Below are 19,580 nucleotides of genomic sequence, written 5' to 3'. Positions count from 1 at the left end.
CAATGTCAGGTGCCGGGCGGTTTGTCGCGGGTAAACACCAGTTCGCGGGCGGTGGATGCCTTGGCGTTGTAGCGGTAACCATCTTCCCGGAATTTCTTCAGCCCGGCCACATCATCAAGCTCCTGTTCGATGATGTAGCGGGCCATCTGGCCCCGGGCTTTTTTGGCAAAGAAGCTGATCACCTTGTACTTGCCGTTTTTCAGGTCTTTGAAGACTGGCGTGATCACGTCCGCCGCCAGCGCCTTGGGTTTGACCGCGCGGAAGTATTCGTTGGACGCGAGATTCACCAGCACCGGGCTGCCGGACTGCTTCAGGCTGGCGTTCAGCGCCTGGGTAACCGCATCACCCCAGAATTCGTAGAGGTTTTTACCACCTCGGTTGGCAAACTTGAGGCCCATCTCCAGGCGGTAGGGCTGCATCAAATCCAGCGGGCGCAGCAGGCCATAAAGGCCCGACAGAATGCGCAGGTGCTTTTGGGCCCAGCCCAGCTGGCTGGCGCTCAGGGTATCGGCGTCAAGCCCGGTGTAAACGTCGCCGCGAAAGGCCAGCACCGCCTGTTTGGCGTTGTCCAGCGAAAAAGGCGCGGCCCAGTTCATGAACCGGGCATGGTTGAGTTCGGCGATGTTCTCGCTCACCCCCATCAGCTCGCGGATGTCCTCCGGCGACAGGCCGCGGGCATCTTCAACCAGCTCGGCGGCGCGCCCGATAAACTGTGGCTGAGTGGTCTTGCGGGTGTGGGGCGGGGTGTCGAAATCCAGCGTTTTGGCCGGTGAGATAACTGTGAGCATGAATCCTCGTCCGGGGCTCGGGCGCGAGCGGGGAGCTTTCGCGTGAGTTGAGGCGCTATGATACGCTGCGCCCCACCGTTGCAAAAGACCAATAAAACATGCCCCGAATGCTGGCCCTGGCCACCGCGATAGACCGCTTTACCGAGGCCAGCGGCCGCTTGCTGGCCTGGCTGGCTGTGGCCATGGCGCTGCTTACCGCGCTGGTGGTGGTGTTGCGCTACGGCTTTAATATCGGCTCGATTGCCGCGCAGGAAGCCATCACCTACCTGCACGGCACCCTGTTTACCCTGGGCGCGGCCTACACCCTCAAGCACGACGGCCATGTGCGGGTGGATATCTTCTACCGCCGGTTTTCGCCCCGCGTCCAGGCCTGGGTGAACAGCCTGGGGGGTATCGTGTTCCTGCTGCCGCTGTGCGCCTTTATGTTCGGTATCAGTTGGAATTACGTGGCGGAATCCTGGGCGATACGGGAAAGCTCCCCCGAGCCCGGCGGCATTCCCGCAGTGTTTTTGCTGAAATCCCTGCTGCCGCTGATGGCGGCCACCCTGTTCTTGCAGGGCCTGGCGGAAACCCTGCGCAGCACCGCCGTGCTGATGGAGCCGCAAGCGCAATGACCGGCTACATTGCCCTGTTGATGTTTGCCGCGGTGTGCTTTGCCCTGATGCTGGGCTACCCGGTGGCCTTTACCCTTGCCGGCACCTCCCTGGCCTTTGCCGCGGTGGGCATTATCGCCGGGGTGTTCGATGCCAGCTTCCTGTCGGCCCTGCCCGGGCGCCTGTTCGGCACCGTCAACAACGCCACGCTGATCGCGGTGCCGCTGTTCATCCTGATGGGGGTCATTCTGGAGAAGTCCCGGGTGGCGGAAGAGCTGCTGTCGAGCATGTCGCGGGTATTTGGCAGGTTGCGCGGGGGCCTGGGTATCTCGGTGATTCTGGTAGGCACCCTGCTGGCGGCCAGCACCGGCATTGTCGGCGCCACGGTGGTGACCATGGGCCTGCTGTCGCTGCCCAGCATGCTGCAGGGTGGCTACAAACCTTCGCTGGCCGCGGGCACCATCTGCGCCACCGGCACCCTGGGCCAGATCATCCCGCCCTCCATCGCCCTGGTGCTGCTGGGGGATGTGCTGTCCAGCGCCTACCAGCAGGCGCAGCTGTCGATGAATATCTTCAACCCGAAGACGGTGTCGGTGGGCGACCTGTTCATCGGCGCGCTGCTGCCGGGCATGCTACTGGTGGCCCTGTACATGGCCTACCTGCTGCTGCGGGCCTGGCGCAAGCCGGAAAACGCGCCACCGGCCACCCAGGAGCCAGTGCCGGCCTCGGAACTGCTCAAGGGCCTGGTGCCGCCGCTGCTGCTGATTGCCGTGGTGCTGGGCTCCATTCTGGTGGGGGCCGCCACCCCCACCGAGGCGGCCGGCGTGGGAGCGGTGGGCGCACTGCTGCTGGCGATGGCCAAGGGGCAGATGGACTTTACCCGCCTGCGGGACGTTGCGCGCGATACCATGGAAGTTACCTGCATGGTGTTCATGATTCTCATCGGAGCGGCGCTGTTTTCCCTGGTGTTCCGCGGTTTTGGCGGCGAGGAACTGATTCACCACTTCTTCGAGCAGCTACCCGGCGGCGCGCTGGGCGCCACGCTGGTGGTCATGCTGATCATCTTCCTGCTGGGCTTTATCCTGGACTTTATCGAGATCACCTTCGTAGTGGTGCCCATCGTCGGCCCCATCCTGCTGGCCATGGGGCTGGACCCGATCTGGCTCGGCATCATGATCGCCATCAACCTGCAGACCTCCTTCCTCACCCCGCCCTTTGGCTTTGCCCTGTTCTACCTGCGCGGGGTGGCCCCGGATACGCTCCCCACCGGCGCTATCTACCGGGGGGTCATTCCTTTTATAATCATCCAGCTTTTGGTGCTGGTGGCCCTGTGGGTGTGGCCGGCACTGGCAACCTGGCTGCCCGCGCAGCTGGCCCGATAACCTGACCCGACGCAAATGCCATGAGTGATATAGATTCCGCCCCCATTCCCCAGGGTGAACTGGCCCTGCAGACCATTGCCATGCCCAAGGACACCAACGCCAACGGTGATATCTTTGGTGGCTGGCTGCTGTCGCAGATGGATATCGCGGGCTCCATCACCGCCACAGAGGTGGCCGGCGGCCGGGTGGCCACGGTGGCCATCGACGGCATGGCCTTCCTGACCCCGGTGCATGTGGGTGCGGTGGTGAGCTGCTACTGCGATGTGCTGGAAATCGGCCGCAGCTCCATTCGCATCGTGGTGGAGGTGTGGATCAACTCCAAGCACGATGGCGACCCGCTCAAGGTCACCGAAGGGGAGTTTGTGTTTGTGGCCATCGACGAAAAGGGCCGCACCCGCGCCATCAACCCCTGATCAGGGGCCGCCCTGCTCGGGCGGCAGCACCACGTCGCGGGCATTGATGTAGGCCTGCTCTGAAATGTGGTGATAGGCCCGCACCTTGCCGTAAAAGTCCTGGAACGAGGCATTGACCCGCGCCGCCAGCGGGTCGGTGGCCACCAGCTCCGCCAACACGTCTTCGCTGGCGTCATACAGCGCCTTGAGCACATCGTCCGGCAGACGCCGCAGTTGCACGCCGTGGTGTTCCACCAGTTCCCGCAGGGCGGTGTTATTGCGGGCGGTGAATTCGTCCAGCATTTCCTGATTGGATGCCCGCGCGGCGGTTTTCACAATGGCCTGCAAATCCGCCGGCAGGGCGGCCAGGGAGTCCTTGTTAACGATAAATTCCAGCATGGCGCCCGGCTCGTGCCAGCCGGGGTAGTAGTAGTACTTGGCCACTTCATGCAGGCCCAGGGCAAGGTCGTTGTAGGGGCCGACCCACTCGGCGGCGTCGATCACGCCGGTCTGCAGGGAGGTGTAAATTTCGCCGCCGGGAATGCGCACCGAGGTACCCCCGGCGCGAGTGAAGACATCGCCGGCAAGCCCCGGGATGCGCATTTTCAGGCCCTTGAGATCCGCCACGCTGTTCAGCTCGCGGTTGAACCAGCCCGCCATCTGCACCCCGGTGCTGCCGCCGGCGTAGGGCTCGATATTGGCGCCGGCATAAACCTCCCGCCACAACTCAAGGCCGCCGCCGTACTGCAGCCAGGCGTTCATTTCCTGGGCGGTCATGCCAAAGGGCACGGCGGTGAAGAACACCGAGGAGGGAATCTTGCCCTTCCAGTAATAGGCCGCGCCGTGGCCGGCATCCGCCACGCCCTGGGACACCGCGTCGAACACCTCAAAGGCCGGCACAATTTCGCCGGCACCATAGACCCGTGCGGTCAGCCGGCCGCCGCTCATCTCCCCCAGCATGCGGGCAAAATTCTCCGGCGCGGTGCCAAGGCCGGGCAGGTTCTTGGGCCAGGTGGTCACGATTTTCCAGTGGTAGCGCGCCTCGTCGCCTACGGCGCCGCCCCCCGGCCCGGCGCTGCGCGCCTCGCGGCCGGCATCGGCGGCCCACAGGCCGACGACGGCCACCAGGGCCGCGCTCAGCAGCAGGATGATCAGGGGCGCGTAGCGTTTGGGCGCGCGGGTTTGGCTGTCAGACATCAAGGCTCGACTTCAAAAACGGTTGTTATTATCAGCCAGCGCCTGGCGCGCATGGCCTGTCACAGCAGCTGCAGATTGGCGTACTGCACCACCAGCCACTTGCTGCCCTCGGCGTCGAAGTGCACTTCCACCCGGGCGTTGTTGCCGCGACCCTCAAAGTTTAACACGACCCCTTCGCCAAAAATCTGGTGGAACACGCGCTGCCCAAGGCTTAAGCCGGTGTCTGGCACCTCGGCCTGGGTGAGGGTGCTCACTGGCGCGGCGATGGTGTTGTTCAGGCGCACTTCCTGCAGCAGATCCACCGGAATCTCGCGGATAAAGCGCGAGGGGCTGTTGTAGGACTCGCTGCCGTGAATGCGGCGGGTTTCGGCATAGGTGATGTAAAGGCGCGCCATGGCGCGGGTGATCCCCACGTAGCAAAGGCGCCGCTCCTCTTCCAGCCGGCCAGGCTCCTCCAGCGACATGCGATGGGGGAAGAGGTTTTCTTCCATGCCGGCCAGGAACACCAGCGGAAACTCCAGGCCCTTTGCCGAGTGTAGGGTCATCAGCTGCACGCTGTCCTCGTGGGCATCGGCCTGGGCCTCACCGGCATCCAGGGCGGCGTTGTCGAGAAACTGCTGCAGCGGCGACAGTTCCTCGCCCTCAGGCTCGAACTGGCGGGCGGCACTCACCAGCTCTTCCAGGTTCTCCACCCGGGCCTGGCCCTTCTCGCCCTTTTCCTTCTGGTGAAAGTCCAGCAGGCCAGAGGCGTGCTCCACATGCTCCACCAGCTCTTCCAGCAGCATGTCGTCGCTGCCGCTGTCCATTTCATCCACCAGTACGGCAAAGCCGTCCAGGGCAGTCAGGGCGCGGGCCGGTAGCAGCTTTTCCGCCACGGCCATGCGAATGGCCTGCCACAGCGGCAACTCGCGGGTGCGCGCCACTTCGCGCACGGTTTCCAAGGTTTTGCTGCCAATGCCCCGGGGCGGGGTGTTGATCACCCGCTCCACCGCCGCGTCGTCGCCGCGGTTGGCAATCAGGCGCAGGTAGGCCAGAGCATTGCGGATTTCCATGCGCTCGTAAAAGCGCTGGCCGCCGTGAATGCGGTAGGGCAGGCCGGCGCGAATCAGCGCCTCTTCCAGCACCCGCGACTGGGCGTTGGAGCGGTACAGCACCGCCACCGAACTGCGTGCATTGCCATCGTCTATCCAGGCCTGGGCCTGCTCGACGATAAAGCGCGCCTCGTCCTGCTCGTTGAAGCCGGCATACAGGGTAATGGGCTCGCCGGATTCACCCGCGCTCCACAGTTCCTTGCCGAGGCGGCCGAAGTTGTGGGCGATGACCCCATTGGCGGCCTGCAGGATGGTCTGGGTGGAGCGGTAATTCTGCTCCAGGCGCACCGTCTGGCAGCCGCTGAAGTCATCGGAAAAACGCTGGATATTCTCGATTTTGGCCCCGCGCCAGCCGTAGATGGACTGGTCGTCGTCGCCCACCGCCACCACCGGGATGGTCTTGCCCGCCAGCACCCGCAGCCAGGCGTACTGGATGGTGTTGGTGTCCTGGAACTCATCCACCAGAATCTGGCGGAAGCGGCCCTGGTAGTGGGCCAGCACCGCCGGCGCCTTCAGCCACAGCTCGTGGGCGCGCAGCAGCAGCTCGGCAAAATCCACCAGTCCGGCGCGCTCGCAGGCCTGTTCGTAGGCCCGGTAAATGCGCAGCATCATCTGGCCGTAGAGATCGCCGTGGGGCACATCAATGTGCGCCGCCCGCAGGCCCTCGTCTTTCTGGCCGTTGATGTACCACATCGCCTGTTTCGGCGGCCAGCGGGATTCGTCCAGGTCCAGCTCGCGGCACACCCGCTTGACCAGTCGCAGCTGGTCATCGGCGTCCAGAATCTGGAAGTTCTGCGGCAGGCCGGCGTCCTTCCAGTGGGCCTTGAGCAGGCGGTGGGTCAGGCCGTGAAAGGTACCCACCCACATGCCGCGGGTGGAAATCTGCATCATGTCCTCGATGCGTCCGCGCATTTCCTTGGCGGCCTTGTTGGTGAAGGTCACCGCCAGAATGGCCTGGGGCGACAGGCCCTGGGCGCGAATCAACCAGGCAATGCGGTGCACCAACACGCGGGTTTTGCCGCTGCCGGCACCGGCCAGCACCAGCAGGTTGTCACTTTCGGCGGCCACGGCCTCGCGCTGGGCGGTGTTCAGGGGGGAGAGAATATCGGATACATCCATCGGCGCATTTTACTCACAGATGGGCCCTCGCCATAGGGCGCGGCGCGCGAAATCACCCGCTTCTGCGCCGGCCGCCGCGGCACCTGTATAATGGGCGCACCTGTTCGCCAACCCGGAACCCGCAAACACGTGGCCAACACCGGCAGAGTCATTCTCAGGGACATAGAGTCCTCACTTGATACCCTGCGCCGCTCGGAGCGCAAGGTCGCCGAGCTGGTGCTGGGCCAGCCCGAGCGCGTGATACACATGCGCATTGTCGACCTGGCCGCCGCCGCCGAGGTGTCGGAGCCCACGGTAGTGCGTTTCTGCCGGGCCATCGGCTGCCAGGGCTTCCAGAACTTCAAGCTCGCCCTGGCCCAGTCCCTGGCCCAGAACACCAGCCAGGAACCCTTTGTGCTGAGCGAGCTGGACACCGCCCGGGACTACACCTACAAAGTGTTCGACGCCACCATGGAAACCCTGGCCCAGGTGCGCGACACCCTCGACCCGGATGCCATCGAAGTGGCGGTGGATGCCCTGTGCAACGCCCGCCGGGTGGAGTTTTACGGCTTTGGCGCCTCCAGCCCGGTGGCCATCGACGCCCAGCACAAGTTCTTCCGCCTGCAGATTGCCAGCGCCGCCCTGTCGGACCCGCACATACAGGCCATGTCCGCCATGTCCCTGACCCCGGACGATGTGGTGGTGGCCATCTCCCAGTCCGGGCGCAGCACTGCCCTGCTGGAGGCGATGGATCACGTGCGCGAGGCGGGCGCGGTGATCATTGCCCTGGCGCCCTCGCGCACCCCGGTGCTGGCGCGGGCCACCATTGCCATCCCCATTGATGTGGCATCGCCGGACGAAGAAAGTTACACCCCCCTGCCCTCGCGCATCGCCCACCTGGCGGTGATCGACATCCTCGCCGCCGGCGTGTCGAAAATGAAAGGCGACGAAGTGAATCGCCACCTGCACAAACTCAACCGCGGGCTGCAGTCACTGCGCAGCGACGAGTGAATCCGGCTGACCCCCTGCGGCAGCTCTGTTAGTATCGCCGACATTACCGGGGCAAACAGGGCGCAGGCCATGAGCAATCACAGCGATAACGGCAATCCTTTTTCGCCGTCACGCCGGCCGCACAGTGACAGCGATCCATCCACCGCCCCGGCAACCGATGATTGGCGCCGCCTTGATGATGATAATCGCGATGACATTGGCGATGACAGTCACGATGAAAAAGCCAATGACAACGACGGCGACGATTACCCCTTCGATTACCGCGCCGACGACGATTACGACCCCGACGAGTTGCTGGACGATGTGGAGGAGCCCGCGGCCGGCAGCGCCTGGCCAGACCCCACCGCCGGCATGAGCGCCGCCGGCTATCGCCCCGCTGCCAGCAAGGATCGCGACGACCTGTTCGAGGATGACGACCCGGCGGACGACGATGACGATGCCTACGAATCCCGCTACGACCCCGCCAGCGACGACCGGGACGACCCCGACGACGACGAAGCCAGTGACGATGAGGATGACGACGGCGAAGACAGCGACGACGATCACAACGACGCTGACGCTGATGATGAGGACGACGGCAGCGACGACTGGGAAGACTACGAGGACAAGGCCGACGAACGCGGCCTGCTCGGCCCCTGGCCCCTGGGGCTGATTGCCGCCGGCGCCGTGGCCCTGTTGCTGCTGGCGGTGGGCGGCTTTGGCGTGCTGCAGGAGCGGGCCTCACTGCGCGAGGAAATTCGCGAACTGCGCGCCGAGCTGGCGGTGGCGGTGAACCCCGACCAGCTGTCGCAGGAGCGCAGCACCCAGCGCGAACTGGTAGAGCGCAACGAATCCCTGGCTGCCAGCCTTGACAGCCTGCGGCTGGAAAACCGCCAGCTGAGCGATACCGTGGCCGGCCTGGAACGCCAGCTACAGGCACAGCAGGCCGCCGTGGAACAGGCCCGGGAGGCCGCGCCTTCCCGGCCGGCTGCCAAGCCTGCGACCAAACCAGCAACCCAGCCCGCAGCAACGGCCCCCGCCAGCGCCACGGGAGACTGGTTCGTCAACTTCGGCTCCTACCGCCAGCGCGCGCTGGCCGACAGCTGGGCCAAACGCCTGCAGCCAGCCGCCGGCAAGGTGGTGGTGCAGGCAGCGCCCGGCGGCGACCTTTACCGGGTGCGCATTATCGCCCTGCCGGACAAGGCCACGGCCCAGTCAGTGGCCAAGACGCTGCAGGCCCGCCACGACCTGTCGGAACTGTGGGTGGGCGAAGACTGAAGGGCGGGTGAAGACTGCTGTAAAGACCAAGCTTGGCAGGGCAGAACGGGCCTGCTACTGTTTTGCCTCCTGTTCAGCCTGAGGACACAACGATGAACAAGTTCAGTATTGCACTCGCCACGCTGGCCCTTGGCAGCACCGCCGCCTTTGCCGACTGCACCAAGCCCGACGCTCCCAACCTGCCCAATGGCGCCAGCGCAACCATGGAAGACATGCTCGCCGGCCAGAAAGCCGTGAAGGCCTTCCAGTCGGCCAATGTGGAATACATGAAATGCCTGGAAGAAGTGTTCACCTCCGCCGAAGCCAAGGTGAAAGAGGGCGGGCTGGCTGAAGACGTGCTGGCCGAAACCCAGAAGACCTACAACGACGCGGTTGAAGCCTACAACGCCGCGGTGTCCTCGGAAGAGTCCGTCGCCGGGCAGTTCAACACCGAAATTCGCGAATACAAAGCCGCCAACCCGGGCTGATCCTGCTTGCGCGGGGCGGGCCCCAGGCCCGCCCTGCCGACTTCCCTCACACCGCTGCTGCAGCCACACCCTTGGGGTTGGGGCCATGGACGTTGTCACCCGCCTGGCTGTCCAGGCAGTAGAACACCAGCAGCACAATCCAGCCGACCACTGGAATCAGGCCGATCAGAATCCACCAGCCGGAGCGGCCCGTGTCGTGCAAGCGGCGGATGGCCACCGCAAGGCCCGGTAAAAACACCGCCAGGCTGTAAATGCCCTGCAGGGGCCCCATGCCGTACTGGCTGTTGGCAAGGCCGAGCATGCCATCCAGAAAGGCCAGCACCAAGGTGATCAAAAAGTTGATGAGGGCGAACATCCAGAATTCGGTGCGGCGCGCCCGCCCGGAGAAGCCCACATAGTTCTTCAAAACCTTCAGATACCACTGCATACACGATCCCTCTCGCATTATTGTTGTCAAGCCGTGCGGCTTCTCTGAACCCTAGTCGACCCTCGCCAACTTGTACACTCGATCGCCGGCTATTTGCGACCCGTTCGGCATTCTTCCTCGCGCAGCGGGCGGCACACCTGGTCGCCATAGTAGTTATCGCTGAAATTGCAGACCCACTGCACCGGGCCTGTCGTTGAAGGGCTGTTGTATTTGCTGTCGGTCATTGCTGTGGTTTCCTCTGTTCGCGCCCACCCCGTCACGGGGCGGCAGGCGGCCAGTATTCAAAGCCCACAGCCGGCCGTCCATCGGGTTTTTCCGAACCCTGCCTTCAGTTTTTTTTCCGTGGCTTTTTGGGTAGCGGGCTGGGCGCCTGTTCCAGCTCGCGGCGGAACAGGCGTCGCAGCAATTCAATGTCGTTAACGCCGGCATAGTTCAGGCGGGTAATGAAGGCGATACGGCGGTGGGGGCCGGGCTCGGCCAGCGGCACGGCGGCCAGTTCGCTGCTGGCGGCCAGCAGCTGATCCAGCGCCATGGCCGGCACCAGGGTGGAGCCCATACGCCCCGCCACCATCTGGATGAGGGTATACAGGCTTGCGCCCCCCAGGGACTGCTCCAGCTCCGATGGCCGCAAGCGGCAGGCGGCCAGGGCGTGATCCTTGAGGCAGTGGCCGTCGCGCAGCAGCAGTAGGTTGGCGCCTTCGAGTTGTTCGCTGCTGACCGAGCTCTCCTTGGCCAGCGGGTCTTCCCGGTGGGTCACCAGGTAGAGGTCTTCCTCCCAGAATTCAAAGCAGTGCAGGCCATCGGTGTCGTAGGGCAGGGCCAGCACCGCGGTGTCCAGCTCCCCGGTGCGCACCTTCTCCACCAGCACGCGGGACTGGTCTTCGTCGATGGTGAGCTGGAAGTTCGGGTACTCGCCGCGCACCGCGGGCAGCACCTTGGGCAGCAGGTAGGGGCCAATGGTGGGGATCACCCCGACAGACATAGGGTAGCTGAGGGGCGAGTGGCTCTGGTGGCTCAACTGGTAGAGGTCGTCCAGCTCCATTTTGATGCGGCGCGCCTTGTCCAGAATCTGCTGACCCACGGGCGTGACCAGCACCCGCTTGTTGTCGCGCTCGAACACCTGCACACCGAGCTGGCTCTCCATTTCAGAGATGGCGGTACTCAACGCCGACTGGGACACGGAACAGAGTTCCGAGGCCTTTTTGAAGTGCCGCGTTTTTTCCACCGCCAGGGCATAAGTGAGCTGCTTGAGCGAAACCACGGTGCAGAACCTCCCGGTCTTAATTCAATTTATCTGAACCATTGCTTCAGATTTATTCGATTTATTTAAACACAGCAAACACCCATTATCACTCCACCGCTGACGCAAACAGCGCTGTTTACCCACACTGACAGGAGGCCAACATGGCTAAGATCAATCAATCCATCCCTGAATTCAAAGTACAGGCTTTCCACAACGGCGAATTCAAAACCGTCACTTCCGACGACGTGAAAGGCAAGTGGTCCATCTTCCTGTTCTACCCGGCCGACTTTACCTTTGTCTGCCCCACCGAGCTGGAAGACATGGCCAAGCACTACGAAGAACTGCAGGGCCTGGGCGTGGAAGTGTACTCCGTGTCCACCGACACCCACTTCTCCCACAAGGCATGGCACGACTCGTCTGAGGCCATCGGCAAGATCAACTACTACATGCTGGGCGACCCCACCGGCACCCTGACCCGCGGCTTTGACGTGATGATCGAGGAAGACGGCCTGGCCATGCGCGGCACCTTCCTGGCCGACCCCGACGGCATCATCCAGGTGGCGGAAATCCACAACGGCGGCATCGGCCGCTCCGCCAAGGACATGGTGCGCAAGGTGAAAGCCGCCCAGTACGTGCGCGAGAACGACGGCGAAGTGTGCCCCGCCGCCTGGGAGCAGGGCGAAGCCACCCTGACCCCGAGCCTGGACCTGGTCGGCAAGATCTAAGACCAGCCCACGCCGCCGGGGAATCAGCCCCGGCGGCACCCCCTAGCCGCCCCACCGCGACAGCGCGGGGCGCACCTGACAGAGAACCGAGGCAATGGACGCGCCGCGCAATCGCAGCGGCAGGGCTTCCTGCGCCCCCAACAAACACCGAGGATGCAGAATCATGTTGAACAATGACATTCTTCAGGCCCTGAAGGGCTACGCGGAAAAACTCGAACAACCGGTCACCCTGGTTCTGCAGAACGGTGACCACGACAAGCGCGACGAGCTGGTGGATTTCCTTGAAAAGTTCACCTCGGTTTCCGACCAGCTGCGGTTTGAACAGCGCGATACCGGCGGCGCCCTGCGCAGCCCCCTCAGCTTTGCGCTGGAAGCTGGCGGCGAGCCCACCGGCATTGTGTTCTCCGGCATTCCCGGCGGTCACGAATTCAACTCGCTGGTACTGGCCGTGCTGCAAAGCGGCGGCGTGGCGCTGAAGCTGGACGACACCATCCAGACCCTGCTGCGCCGGGTCAGCGAGCCCCTGCACTTTGAAGTGTTTGTGTCGCTGAGCTGCCACAACTGCCCGGACGTGGTGCAGGCGGTGAACCAGTTCGCCCTGCTCAACTCCCACATCAGCAGCGAGATGATCGACGGCGGCCTGTACCCGGAGCTGATTGAGGCGCGCAACATCCAGGGTGTGCCCGCCGTGTTCCTGAACGGCAAGCCCTTTGCGAACGGCAAGATTGACACCGCCGCCCTGCTGGACAAGCTGGTCAGCCTGTACCCACAATTGACCGAAGCCGGCGCCGGCGAGGCGCGCCAGCAACTGCCCCTGCAGGATGTGACCGTGATCGGCGGCGGCCCCGCCGGTGTGGCGGCAGCCATCTATGCCGCCCGCAAGGGCCTGGCGGTGACCGTGGTGGCCGATCGCATCGGCGGCCAGGTGAAGGACACCATGGGCATCGAGAACCTGATTTCCGTGCCCAAAACCACCGGCCCGGAACTGAGCGGCGCCCTGCTGGCCCACCTCAACGAGTATGAGGTGACCCTGAAGGAGCACCTGCGGGTGGACAGCATCGAGCCCGGCGAGATCAAGCGCCTGACGCTGTCTTCCGGCGAGCAGATCGAGACCCGCACCCTCATCGTGGCCACCGGCGCCAAGTGGCGCGAGCTGGGCGTGCCGGGCGAGAAGGAAAACATCGGCAACGGCGTGGCCTACTGCCCCCACTGCGACGGCCCCTTCTTCAAGGGCAAGGACGTGGCGGTGATCGGCGGCGGCAACTCCGGCATCGAGGCGGCGCTGGACCTGGCGGGCATCGTCAAATCCGTCACTGTGTTTGAGTTCCTGCCGGAACTGAAAGCCGACCGGGTGCTGGTGCAACAGGCCGAGGCGAGAGACAACATCACCCTGCTGACCAACGTGGCGGCCCAAGAGATTCTGTCTGACGGCGGCAAGGTCAACGCCATTGCCTACAAGAACCGCGCCACGGGCGAGGCGCAGCAGCGCGAGCTGGCCGGCGTGTTCGTGCAGATCGGCCTGGTGCCCAACAGCGGTTTCCTCAAGGGCCTGGTGGACATGACGCCCCACGGCGAAGTGATGGTGAACGAGCGCGGCGAAACCAGCGCCGAGGGCATCTACGCCTGCGGCGACGTGACCACCGTGCCCTACAAGCAGATTGTGGTGGCCATGGGCGAAGGCGCCAAGGCGGCCCTGTCGGCCTTCGACTACCTGCTCAAGCAGCCGGATCCCGCAAGCGCTATAAACGCGACTTCCGAAGCGGCCTGAGGCGACGCGATGGCTTCTCCGTTCGGTAACCACTAAGGCTCCAAGAACCCCCGACTGCGCAGGGCGAAGCCGGGGGTTCTCGTTGCTGTGGTCACGCCGGCCGCCACGCATAGCACAAATTTTTTACAATTTCGCCTACACTTTTCACACATTCGGTGCCACAGTGAATTCAGCCGCAACGAAAAGGTGTGCCCATGATGAGATTTCTGGTTCACGCTGCCTCGTTCCTGTGCAGCACAACACTGCTGGTGGTACTGGCCCCCGCCCGGGTAAACGCTGAAGGCTCCCCGCCGGAATTGCGTACCGGCAGCCAGCTGGTTGAGGCCTGTCGCATGCCGGCGGGCACGCAAGACACGGCCGATAGCGGGCTGTGCGAAGGCTTCCTGCTTGGTTATTTGCAGGCCCATCCGGAAGTGGGCTTCAGCGACCAGCAACCCTCTGAATACATGCAACGGGTGATGCGCACACGCGCCCCCGCCCACCCGGAAACCGCGGCGTTGAAGTCGCAGACCTATTGCCTCAACAGCCTCGAAAGCGTCGCGCAGATTCGCCAGGCCATTGCCAGCCGCGACCCGGCCTCGGTGGCCTACCGCTCCGCCACCAGCCTGGTGGCCGAAGTGCTGGAACGGGATTACACATGTTCACCCTGAGGCTCATCTTGCGCTGAACACGCGCTTTCACCGACACGTTTTCTGGAGGTCGATGTGCGCTACACACTGGGGATGGCCGGGGCACTGGCGCTGTTCTGGATAATCAACTCGGGGCACTACAGCCCCCTCCTGCTGGCGCTGGGGGCGGTGTCGGTACTGCTGGTCACTTGGATTGCCCTGCGCATGGACGTGGTGGACAAGGAGTCCACCCCCCTCCATCTGCTGGGGCGCATCGGCCCCTACTTCCTGTGGCTCGGCGGGCAGATCATCGCCAGCAATCTCGACCTCGTTCAGCGGGTGTGGCGCCGCGAGCCACGATACCAACCGCAGGTGGCGCGCCTGCCGCTGCCGCAGCGCAGCGATATCTGCCGCGTGGTGTACGCCAACTCCATCAACCTCACTCCGGGCACACTCACCGTGGAGCTGAAGCCCGACCATCTGCTGGTACACGCCCTGTCGGAAGAGGGCATTGCGGCACTTGAGGCCGGCGAGATGTCGCGCCGGGTCAGCGAGCTGGATCGCTGATGCTGGCACTGACGGTGATCACCCTGCTGCTGGTGATGGCGGTAGCGCTGGTGCGTGCTTTCGCCGGCCCGAATGTGTTCGACCGGGTGATGGCCGCCAACCTGTTCGGCACCAAGACGGTACTGCTGATTGCCGCCATCTCCTATCTTTATGGCTCACCGGAGTTTCTCGACATTGCGCTGGTTTATGCGCTGATCAACTACATCAGCGTGATCGGCGTGCTGCGCGTCACCGAGTTGCGCAATGAACAACGCGGTACCAAGGAGGGCGCATGAGCGCGGTGCTGGCGATACTCAGCGGAGCCTGCCTGCTGCTGGGCAGCTTCCTGCTGCTGACCGGGGCGCTGGGCTTTCTGCGCTTTGCCGACTTTTATGCCCGGCTGCACGCCTGTGGCGTTACCGAAACCCTGGCCACCGCGCTGATTATTCTCGGCCTGATGCTGCTGTCTGACAGCTACCTGCCGCCCTTCAAACTGCTGCTGATTCTGCTGTTTGTGCTGTTCAGCAGCCCCACGGCCAGCCACGCCCTGGCCAAGGCCGCGTGGAACGCCGGTGTGCGCCCGCGCGACAACCAGGGCAAGCGCGACCTGCCACTGCCCGCTGGCGAGCGCTAAGCGGGGCTGCCGGTGGAGTTGCTGGTCAATAGTGTTTTGCTGATGCTGCTGGTTGCCACGGCGGGGGCACTGGTGGTGGTGCGCGGGCTGCTGGCCTCCACCATGCTGACCAGTGTGTACGGCCTGCTGTCCGCCAGTTTCTTTGTCACCATGGATGCGGTCGACGTGGCCTTTACCGAAGCCGCGGTGGGTGCCGGGGTGTCGCCGCTGCTGTTGCTGCTAACGGTGGCTGCCATCGGCCGTGGCGAGCCGCGGGCCGCTGGCGCGCTGCCGATACTGGCCATTGTGCTGGTGACCATCACCGGCGCACTGCTGATCATCGGCACCCTCGACATGCCGCCCTTTGGCAGCGCCGATGCACCGGCACACACCCATGTGGCCCCGCGTTATTTGCAGCTGTCCGGGGAAGAGATTGGCATTCCCAATGTAGTGACCTCGGTGCTGGCCAGCTACCGCGCCTTCGACACCCTGGGGGAGGTGCTGGTGATCTTTACCGCCGGCGTGGCGGTGCTGCTGATTCTGGCCACCCCCGGCCAGCGGGGGTCGGCGCGGCCGCGCTACACCCCCGGCAGCCACAGCGAGCCGCACACCATTTTGCAGGTGGTGAGCAAGATTCTGATTCCCTTCATTCTGCTGTTTGCCCTGTATGTGCAGTTCCACGGCGAGTACGGCCCCGGCGGCGGCTTCCAGGCGGGGGTTATTTTTGCCTCGGGCATCATTCTCTACGGGCTGCTCTACGGCCTGCCCACGGTCTGCCGGGTGGTGCGCCCGGCGGTGGTCGAAACCCTCGCCGCCGTGGGGGTGCTGCTGTATGGCACCACCGGCCTGCTGGCCATGCTGGATGGGCGCCCCTTCCTTGACTACAGCGTGTTTGCCGCTAACCCGGTGCTGGGCCAGCACATCGGCATACTGCTGGTGGAGCTGGGCGTTGGCATCACCGTGGCCTCGGTCATCACGGTCATCTACTACGCCTTTGCCAACCAGTTCGAAATGGCGGAGGGCTGAGGATGGACGTGCTCTCCTACTTCAATTACTGGGTGGTGGTGGTACTGATGATGCTCGGCTTTTTTATCGTCATCGCCCGCGCCAACCTGGTGAAAAAACTGATCGGACTCAATATTTTCCAGACCTCGGTGTTCATCCTGTATATCAGCACCGGCAAGGTGGCGGGCGGCGCGGCACCCATTCTCACCGAGGGCGTTACGCTGTATTCCAACCCGCTGCCCCATGTGCTGATTCTCACTGCCATTGTAGTGGGCATTGCCACCACCTCAGTGGGGCTGGCGCTGGTGATCCGCATTCACGCCGCCTACGGCAGCGTCAACCAGAACGACATTCTCCAACAGGACCAGCAGTGCTGAGCCAGCTGGCCCTGCTTCCGGTGCTGTTGCCGCTGATCGGGGCGCCGGCCTGCGCCGTGCTGCGCCGCCCCACGGCGGCCTGGGCCTTTGCCAGTACGGTGGCGGTGCTGGCCTTTGTGGCGGCCGCCGCCCTGTTGCAGGCCACCGCCCGGCAGGGCGTTATTCACTATGCCTTTGGGGGTTGGGCCGCGCCCTGGGGCATTGAATACCGCATCGACCTGCTCAACGCCTTCGTGCTGCTACTGGTGTCCGGGATTGCGGCGGTAGTGCTTGTGGCCTCGCGCGCCAGTGTGTGGCACGACATCGCCGAGAACCGGCGCACCCTGTTTTATGTGGCCTGCCTGCTGTGCCTGGCCGGGTGGCTGGGGATTGCCGCCACGGGCGATGCCTTCAACCTGTTTGTGTTTCTGGAGATATCCTCCCTGGCCACCTACGCCCTGGTGGCCTGCGGGCGCGATCGCCAGGCGCTGGTCGCCGCCTTCAACTACCTGGTGATGGGCACCATTGGCGCCACTTTTATCCTGATCGGCATCGGCTTTATCTACATGCTGACCGGCACCCTCAACATGGCCGACCTGGCCCAGCGCCTGCCGGGCCTTGGCGAGTCGCGCACGGTGTTTGCCGCCTACGCCTTCATTGTGGTGGGGGTGTGCCTGAAGCTCGCCCTGTTCCCCCTCCACCTGTGGCTGCCGGGGGCCTACACCCAGGCCCCGGCCATTGTAACCGCCTATGTCGCCGCCACCGCCACCAAGGTGGCGCTGTATGTGCTGATCCGCTTCAGCTTTTCGGTGTTCCACCTGGAGAGCTCCCGCCTGGCCCTGTCGCTGGAGGCCGTGTTTATCTCCCTCGGGGTGGTTGCCGTTTTCGCCGGCTCACTGGTGGCGGTGTTTGCCAGCAACCTGAAGCGCGCGCTGGCCTGGTCGAGCATCGCCCAGATCGGCTACATGGCGGTGGGCGTGGGGATTGGCACCGTGGCCGGGGTGCAGGCGAGCCTGATTCACCTGTTCAACCACGCGCTGATGAAGGGCGCCCTGTTCCTGGCCCTGGCCGCCATCGCCATGCGGGTGGGCGGCAACGAGTTGCAGGCGCTGCGTGGCATTGGCCGGCGCATGCCCCTGACCAGCGCCGCCATCGTAGTGGCCGGCATCAGCCTGATTGGCGTGCCCGGCACCGCCGGCTTTATCAGCAAGTGGTATCTGGTTACGGCGGCCCTGGCACGGGAGCAGTGGCTGCTGGCCCTGCTGATTGTGGCCGGCTCGCTGCTGACGGCGGTGTACATCTGGCGCTTTGTGGAAACTGCCTGGCTGGACCAGAACCCCGCCCAACCCGCCACGCCGCCACAGGAGGCGCCGCCGCTGCTGCTGGCCGGCACCCTGCTGCTGGCCCTGGCCAACATCTACTTCGGGCTGGATACCCGCCTGCCGGTGGGCACCGCCGCCGGCGCCGCGGCGGGTTTGCTGGGAGACAGCGCAGCGGGGTTGCTGGGGCACCCGCCAGCACCGCTGCCAGGGGCAGGTGCGCCATGAACGGCGCCGGCCTGCTGTTCGCCAGCCTGCTGCTTGGCCCCGCAACGGTGGCCGGCATCGTCCTGCTGCGCCACCACCCCAACCTGCGCGAGGGCCTGACCCTGGCCGCCGGCACCGCCCTGCTGGCCATCAACCTGCGCATACTCAGCGCCCTGAACGCCGGCACCCCGCCCAGCTGGCAAAGCGCGGACCTACTGCCGGGCCTTGGCCTGGAACTCGCGGTGGAACCGCTGGGCATGCTGTTTGCGCTGATCGCCAGCAGCCTGTGGCTGGTCACCACTGTCTATGCCATCGGCTACCTGCGCGGGCACGGCGAAACCCATCAAAGCCGCTTTTACAGCTTCTTTGCGCTGTCCATCACCTGCGTGATGGGCATTGCCTTCGCCGGCAACCTGCTCACCCTGTTCCTGTTCTACGAGCTGCTGAGCCTGGCCACCTGGCCGCTGGTGGTGCACGCCGGAACGGATCGCGCGCGCCACGGTGGCCGGGTATACCTGGGTGTGCTGCTGGGCACCTCCATCCTGTTCTTCCTGCCGGCAATCATCCTCACCTGGGCCACGGCCGAAAGCCTGACATTTACCCCCGGCGGCGTGTTTGGCCCCAGCACTCCGCCGGCACTGCTGGCCGCCCTGCTGGTGCTGTTTGTGTTTGGCGTTGGCAAGGCGGCGATGATGCCCTTCCACCGCTGGCTGCCGGCGGCCATGGTGGCGCCCACACCGGTGAGCGCCCTGCTGCACGCGGTGGCGGTGGTGAAGGCCGGCGTGTTCACCCTGGTCAAAATTGGCGTGTACATCTTCGGGCTGGATCAGTTGAGCGGGGTAGCCAGCCGCGAGCTGCTGCTCTACCTGGCCGGCTTCAGCCTGCTGGCCGCCTCCATCGTCGCCATGCGCCAGGACAACCTCAAGGCGCGGCTGGCCTATTCCACGGTAAGCCAGCTGGCTTATATCAGCCTGGGCATCCTGCTGGCGGTGCCCAGTGGCATTACCGGCTCCGGCCTGCACATCGCCATGCACGCCTTTGGCAAAATCACCCTGTTTTTCTGCGCCGGGGCCATTATGGTGGCGGCCCACAAAACGCAGGTGAGCGAGCTGCGCGGGCTGGGCCGGCAAATGCCCTTCACCATGGGCGCCTTCCTGCTGGCCAGCCTGAGCATTGCCGGCCTGCCCCCCACCGGCGGCACCTGGAGCAAGTGGTACCTGCTGCTGGGCACCCTGGATGCCGGCGCCCTGCTGCTGGCCGGGGCGCTCATCGTGAGCACCCTGCTCAACCTTGTCTACCTGACCCTGATACCGGTGCGCGCCTTCTGGCCGGGCGGGGCCGAGCCGGCCCCGGCAGGCAAGCTACAGGAGGCGCCCCTGGCCTGCTGCATTGCCATCGGCGTGACAACCGCCGCCTGCCTGGCCCTGTTCCTGTTCCCACAACCCCTGTATGCGCTGGTCAGCCGCATACCCGGCGCGGGAGGGTGA

The 19,580-nt window shown here is 64.6% G+C and carries 22 protein-coding genes; 16 read left to right on the top strand and 6 right to left on the bottom strand.

Annotated elements, in window-relative coordinates; genetic code table 11:
• Positions 1–5: 5 nt before the first annotated feature.
• Entirely contained in the window at positions 6–788 is a 783-nt protein-coding gene (gene yaaA, locus DDZ17_RS15275) for a peroxide stress protein YaaA (protein ID WP_116367840.1), read from the bottom strand.
• 98 nt (positions 789–886) lie between these two features.
• On the opposite strand from yaaA, the gene DDZ17_RS15270 reads away from it, so the two are divergent.
• From DDZ17_RS15270 to DDZ17_RS15260, 3 genes are read left to right on the top strand one after another with little or no spacing between them, the layout of a single operon-like run.
• A complete protein-coding gene (locus DDZ17_RS15270; protein ID WP_116367839.1) occupies positions 887–1,402 on the top strand; it encodes a TRAP transporter small permease subunit in 516 nt (171 codons plus the stop codon).
• Positions 1,399–2,763, top strand: a complete 1,365-nt coding sequence (locus DDZ17_RS15265) for a TRAP transporter large permease (protein ID WP_116367838.1) — start codon at positions 1,399–1,401, stop codon at positions 2,761–2,763. The genes DDZ17_RS15270 and DDZ17_RS15265 overlap by 4 nt, the downstream gene beginning before the upstream one ends.
• A gap of 20 nt (positions 2,764–2,783) precedes the next feature.
• Positions 2,784–3,176 (top strand): acyl-CoA thioesterase, encoded by a 393-nt coding sequence (locus DDZ17_RS15260; RefSeq protein WP_116367837.1) that lies wholly within the window; start codon positions 2,784–2,786, stop codon positions 3,174–3,176.
• Here the strand turns inward: DDZ17_RS15260 and DDZ17_RS15255 are convergent, their stop codons facing one another.
• Positions 3,177–4,352, bottom strand: a complete 1,176-nt coding sequence (locus tag DDZ17_RS15255) for a TRAP transporter substrate-binding protein (protein WP_116367836.1) — start codon at positions 4,350–4,352, stop codon at positions 3,177–3,179.
• Between the two features lie 59 nt (positions 4,353–4,411).
• A complete protein-coding gene (gene uvrD / locus DDZ17_RS15250; RefSeq protein ID WP_116367835.1) occupies positions 4,412–6,562 on the bottom strand; it encodes a DNA helicase II in 2,151 nt (716 codons plus the stop codon).
• Between the two features lie 129 nt (positions 6,563–6,691).
• Here uvrD and DDZ17_RS15245 point away from each other — a divergent pair, with 129 nt between their 5' ends.
• The 3 genes from DDZ17_RS15245 (at position 6,692) to DDZ17_RS15235 (ending at position 9,276) form a co-directional block, all read left to right on the top strand.
• Positions 6,692–7,552 (top strand): SIS domain-containing protein, encoded by an 861-nt coding sequence (locus tag DDZ17_RS15245; protein WP_241505910.1) that lies wholly within the window; start codon positions 6,692–6,694, stop codon positions 7,550–7,552.
• 69 nt (positions 7,553–7,621) lie between these two features.
• A complete protein-coding gene (locus DDZ17_RS15240; RefSeq protein ID WP_116367833.1) occupies positions 7,622–8,809 on the top strand; it encodes an SPOR domain-containing protein in 1,188 nt (395 codons plus the stop codon).
• Between the two features lie 92 nt (positions 8,810–8,901).
• Positions 8,902–9,276 (top strand): hypothetical protein, encoded by a 375-nt coding sequence (locus DDZ17_RS15235; RefSeq protein WP_116367832.1) that lies wholly within the window; start codon positions 8,902–8,904, stop codon positions 9,274–9,276.
• 46 nt (positions 9,277–9,322) lie between these two features.
• On the opposite strand, the gene DDZ17_RS15230 is transcribed toward DDZ17_RS15235, so the two are convergent.
• The 3 genes from DDZ17_RS15230 to DDZ17_RS15225 all read right to left on the bottom strand — a co-directional run bounded on the left by DDZ17_RS15230 (position 9,323) and on the right by DDZ17_RS15225 (position 10,964).
• On the bottom strand, positions 9,323–9,703 hold the full coding sequence (locus DDZ17_RS15230; RefSeq protein ID WP_116367831.1) for a DUF805 domain-containing protein: 381 nt from the start codon (positions 9,701–9,703) through the stop codon (positions 9,323–9,325).
• An 89-nt stretch (positions 9,704–9,792) separates the two neighbouring features.
• A complete protein-coding gene (locus DDZ17_RS22920) occupies positions 9,793–9,927 on the bottom strand; it encodes a hypothetical protein (RefSeq protein ID WP_277749326.1) in 135 nt (44 codons plus the stop codon).
• Between the two features lie 104 nt (positions 9,928–10,031).
• The gene (locus DDZ17_RS15225; RefSeq protein ID WP_116367830.1) at positions 10,032–10,964 is read right to left on the bottom strand and encodes a hydrogen peroxide-inducible genes activator; all 933 of its coding nucleotides are present in this window, start codon (positions 10,962–10,964) and stop codon (positions 10,032–10,034) included.
• Positions 10,965–11,107: 143 nt separating this feature from the next.
• Here DDZ17_RS15225 and ahpC point away from each other — a divergent pair, with 143 nt between their 5' ends.
• The 10 genes from ahpC (at position 11,108) to DDZ17_RS15175 (ending at position 19,580) form a co-directional block, all read left to right on the top strand.
• The gene (gene ahpC, locus DDZ17_RS15220; RefSeq protein ID WP_116367829.1) at positions 11,108–11,671 is read left to right on the top strand and encodes an alkyl hydroperoxide reductase subunit C; all 564 of its coding nucleotides are present in this window, start codon (positions 11,108–11,110) and stop codon (positions 11,669–11,671) included.
• 163 nt (positions 11,672–11,834) lie between these two features.
• A complete protein-coding gene (gene ahpF / locus DDZ17_RS15215) occupies positions 11,835–13,439 on the top strand; it encodes an alkyl hydroperoxide reductase subunit F (protein ID WP_116367828.1) in 1,605 nt (534 codons plus the stop codon).
• Between the two features lie 194 nt (positions 13,440–13,633).
• On the top strand, positions 13,634–14,089 hold the full coding sequence (locus DDZ17_RS15210; protein ID WP_157976674.1) for a Rap1a/Tai family immunity protein: 456 nt from the start codon (positions 13,634–13,636) through the stop codon (positions 14,087–14,089).
• Positions 14,090–14,143: 54 nt separating this feature from the next.
• Positions 14,144–14,614, top strand: coding sequence for a Na+/H+ antiporter subunit E (locus DDZ17_RS15205; RefSeq protein WP_116367826.1), 471 nt, complete (start codon positions 14,144–14,146; stop codon positions 14,612–14,614).
• Positions 14,614–14,889, top strand: coding sequence for an MrpF/PhaF family protein (locus DDZ17_RS15200; protein ID WP_116367825.1), 276 nt, complete (start codon positions 14,614–14,616; stop codon positions 14,887–14,889). The genes DDZ17_RS15205 and DDZ17_RS15200 overlap by 1 nt, the downstream gene beginning before the upstream one ends.
• The gene (gene mnhG / locus DDZ17_RS15195) at positions 14,886–15,227 is read left to right on the top strand and encodes a monovalent cation/H(+) antiporter subunit G (protein ID WP_116367824.1); all 342 of its coding nucleotides are present in this window, start codon (positions 14,886–14,888) and stop codon (positions 15,225–15,227) included. Before DDZ17_RS15200 ends, mnhG begins: the two co-directional genes overlap by 4 nt.
• Positions 15,228–15,239: 12 nt before the next feature.
• Positions 15,240–16,232, top strand: coding sequence for a Na(+)/H(+) antiporter subunit B (locus DDZ17_RS15190; protein ID WP_116367823.1), 993 nt, complete (start codon positions 15,240–15,242; stop codon positions 16,230–16,232).
• Positions 16,233–16,234: 2 nt separating this feature from the next.
• Positions 16,235–16,588, top strand: coding sequence for a cation:proton antiporter subunit C (locus DDZ17_RS15185; protein WP_116367822.1), 354 nt, complete (start codon positions 16,235–16,237; stop codon positions 16,586–16,588).
• Entirely contained in the window at positions 16,582–18,114 is a 1,533-nt protein-coding gene (locus tag DDZ17_RS15180) for a monovalent cation/H+ antiporter subunit D family protein (RefSeq protein WP_116367821.1), read from the top strand. Before DDZ17_RS15185 ends, DDZ17_RS15180 begins: the two co-directional genes overlap by 7 nt.
• Complete coding sequence (locus tag DDZ17_RS15175) at positions 18,111–19,580, top strand: proton-conducting transporter transmembrane domain-containing protein (RefSeq protein ID WP_116367820.1); 1,470 nt, start codon at positions 18,111–18,113, stop codon at positions 19,578–19,580. Before DDZ17_RS15180 ends, DDZ17_RS15175 begins: the two co-directional genes overlap by 4 nt.

Origin of the sequence: Parahaliea mediterranea (assembly GCF_003402235.1) — a bacterium.
In the GTDB taxonomy this organism is placed as follows: domain Bacteria; phylum Pseudomonadota; class Gammaproteobacteria; order Pseudomonadales; family Halieaceae; genus Parahaliea; species Parahaliea mediterranea.
Note: the sequence above shows the minus strand (reverse complement) of the source record. Positions and strands in the feature narration are given on the sequence as shown.

What these genes read in the sequence shown, in the direction of transcription:
- yaaA (WP_116367840.1), bottom strand. Translation starts at nt 788, where the DNA reads ATGCTCACAGTTATCTCACCGGCCAAAACGCTGGATTTCGACACCCCG.
- DDZ17_RS15270 (WP_116367839.1), top strand. Translation starts at nt 887, where the DNA reads ATGCCCCGAATGCTGGCCCTGGCCACCGCGATAGACCGCTTTACCGAG.
- DDZ17_RS15265 (WP_116367838.1), top strand. Translation starts at nt 1,399, where the DNA reads ATGACCGGCTACATTGCCCTGTTGATGTTTGCCGCGGTGTGCTTTGCC.
- DDZ17_RS15260 (WP_116367837.1), top strand. Translation starts at nt 2,784, where the DNA reads ATGAGTGATATAGATTCCGCCCCCATTCCCCAGGGTGAACTGGCCCTG.
- DDZ17_RS15255 (WP_116367836.1), bottom strand. Translation starts at nt 4,352, where the DNA reads ATGTCTGACAGCCAAACCCGCGCGCCCAAACGCTACGCGCCCCTGATC.
- uvrD (WP_116367835.1), bottom strand. Translation starts at nt 6,562, where the DNA reads ATGGATGTATCCGATATTCTCTCCCCCCTGAACACCGCCCAGCGCGAG.
- DDZ17_RS15240 (WP_116367833.1), top strand. Translation starts at nt 7,622, where the DNA reads ATGAGCAATCACAGCGATAACGGCAATCCTTTTTCGCCGTCACGCCGG.
- DDZ17_RS15235 (WP_116367832.1), top strand. Translation starts at nt 8,902, where the DNA reads ATGAACAAGTTCAGTATTGCACTCGCCACGCTGGCCCTTGGCAGCACC.
- DDZ17_RS15230 (WP_116367831.1), bottom strand. Translation starts at nt 9,703, where the DNA reads ATGCAGTGGTATCTGAAGGTTTTGAAGAACTATGTGGGCTTCTCCGGG.
- DDZ17_RS22920 (WP_277749326.1), bottom strand. Translation starts at nt 9,927, where the DNA reads ATGACCGACAGCAAATACAACAGCCCTTCAACGACAGGCCCGGTGCAG.
- ahpC (WP_116367829.1), top strand. Translation starts at nt 11,108, where the DNA reads ATGGCTAAGATCAATCAATCCATCCCTGAATTCAAAGTACAGGCTTTC.
- ahpF (WP_116367828.1), top strand. Translation starts at nt 11,835, where the DNA reads ATGTTGAACAATGACATTCTTCAGGCCCTGAAGGGCTACGCGGAAAAA.
- DDZ17_RS15210 (WP_157976674.1), top strand. Translation starts at nt 13,634, where the DNA reads ATGATGAGATTTCTGGTTCACGCTGCCTCGTTCCTGTGCAGCACAACA.
- DDZ17_RS15200 (WP_116367825.1), top strand. Translation starts at nt 14,614, where the DNA reads ATGCTGGCACTGACGGTGATCACCCTGCTGCTGGTGATGGCGGTAGCG.
- mnhG (WP_116367824.1), top strand. Translation starts at nt 14,886, where the DNA reads ATGAGCGCGGTGCTGGCGATACTCAGCGGAGCCTGCCTGCTGCTGGGC.
- DDZ17_RS15185 (WP_116367822.1), top strand. Translation starts at nt 16,235, where the DNA reads ATGGACGTGCTCTCCTACTTCAATTACTGGGTGGTGGTGGTACTGATG.
- DDZ17_RS15175 (WP_116367820.1), top strand. Translation starts at nt 18,111, where the DNA reads ATGAACGGCGCCGGCCTGCTGTTCGCCAGCCTGCTGCTTGGCCCCGCA.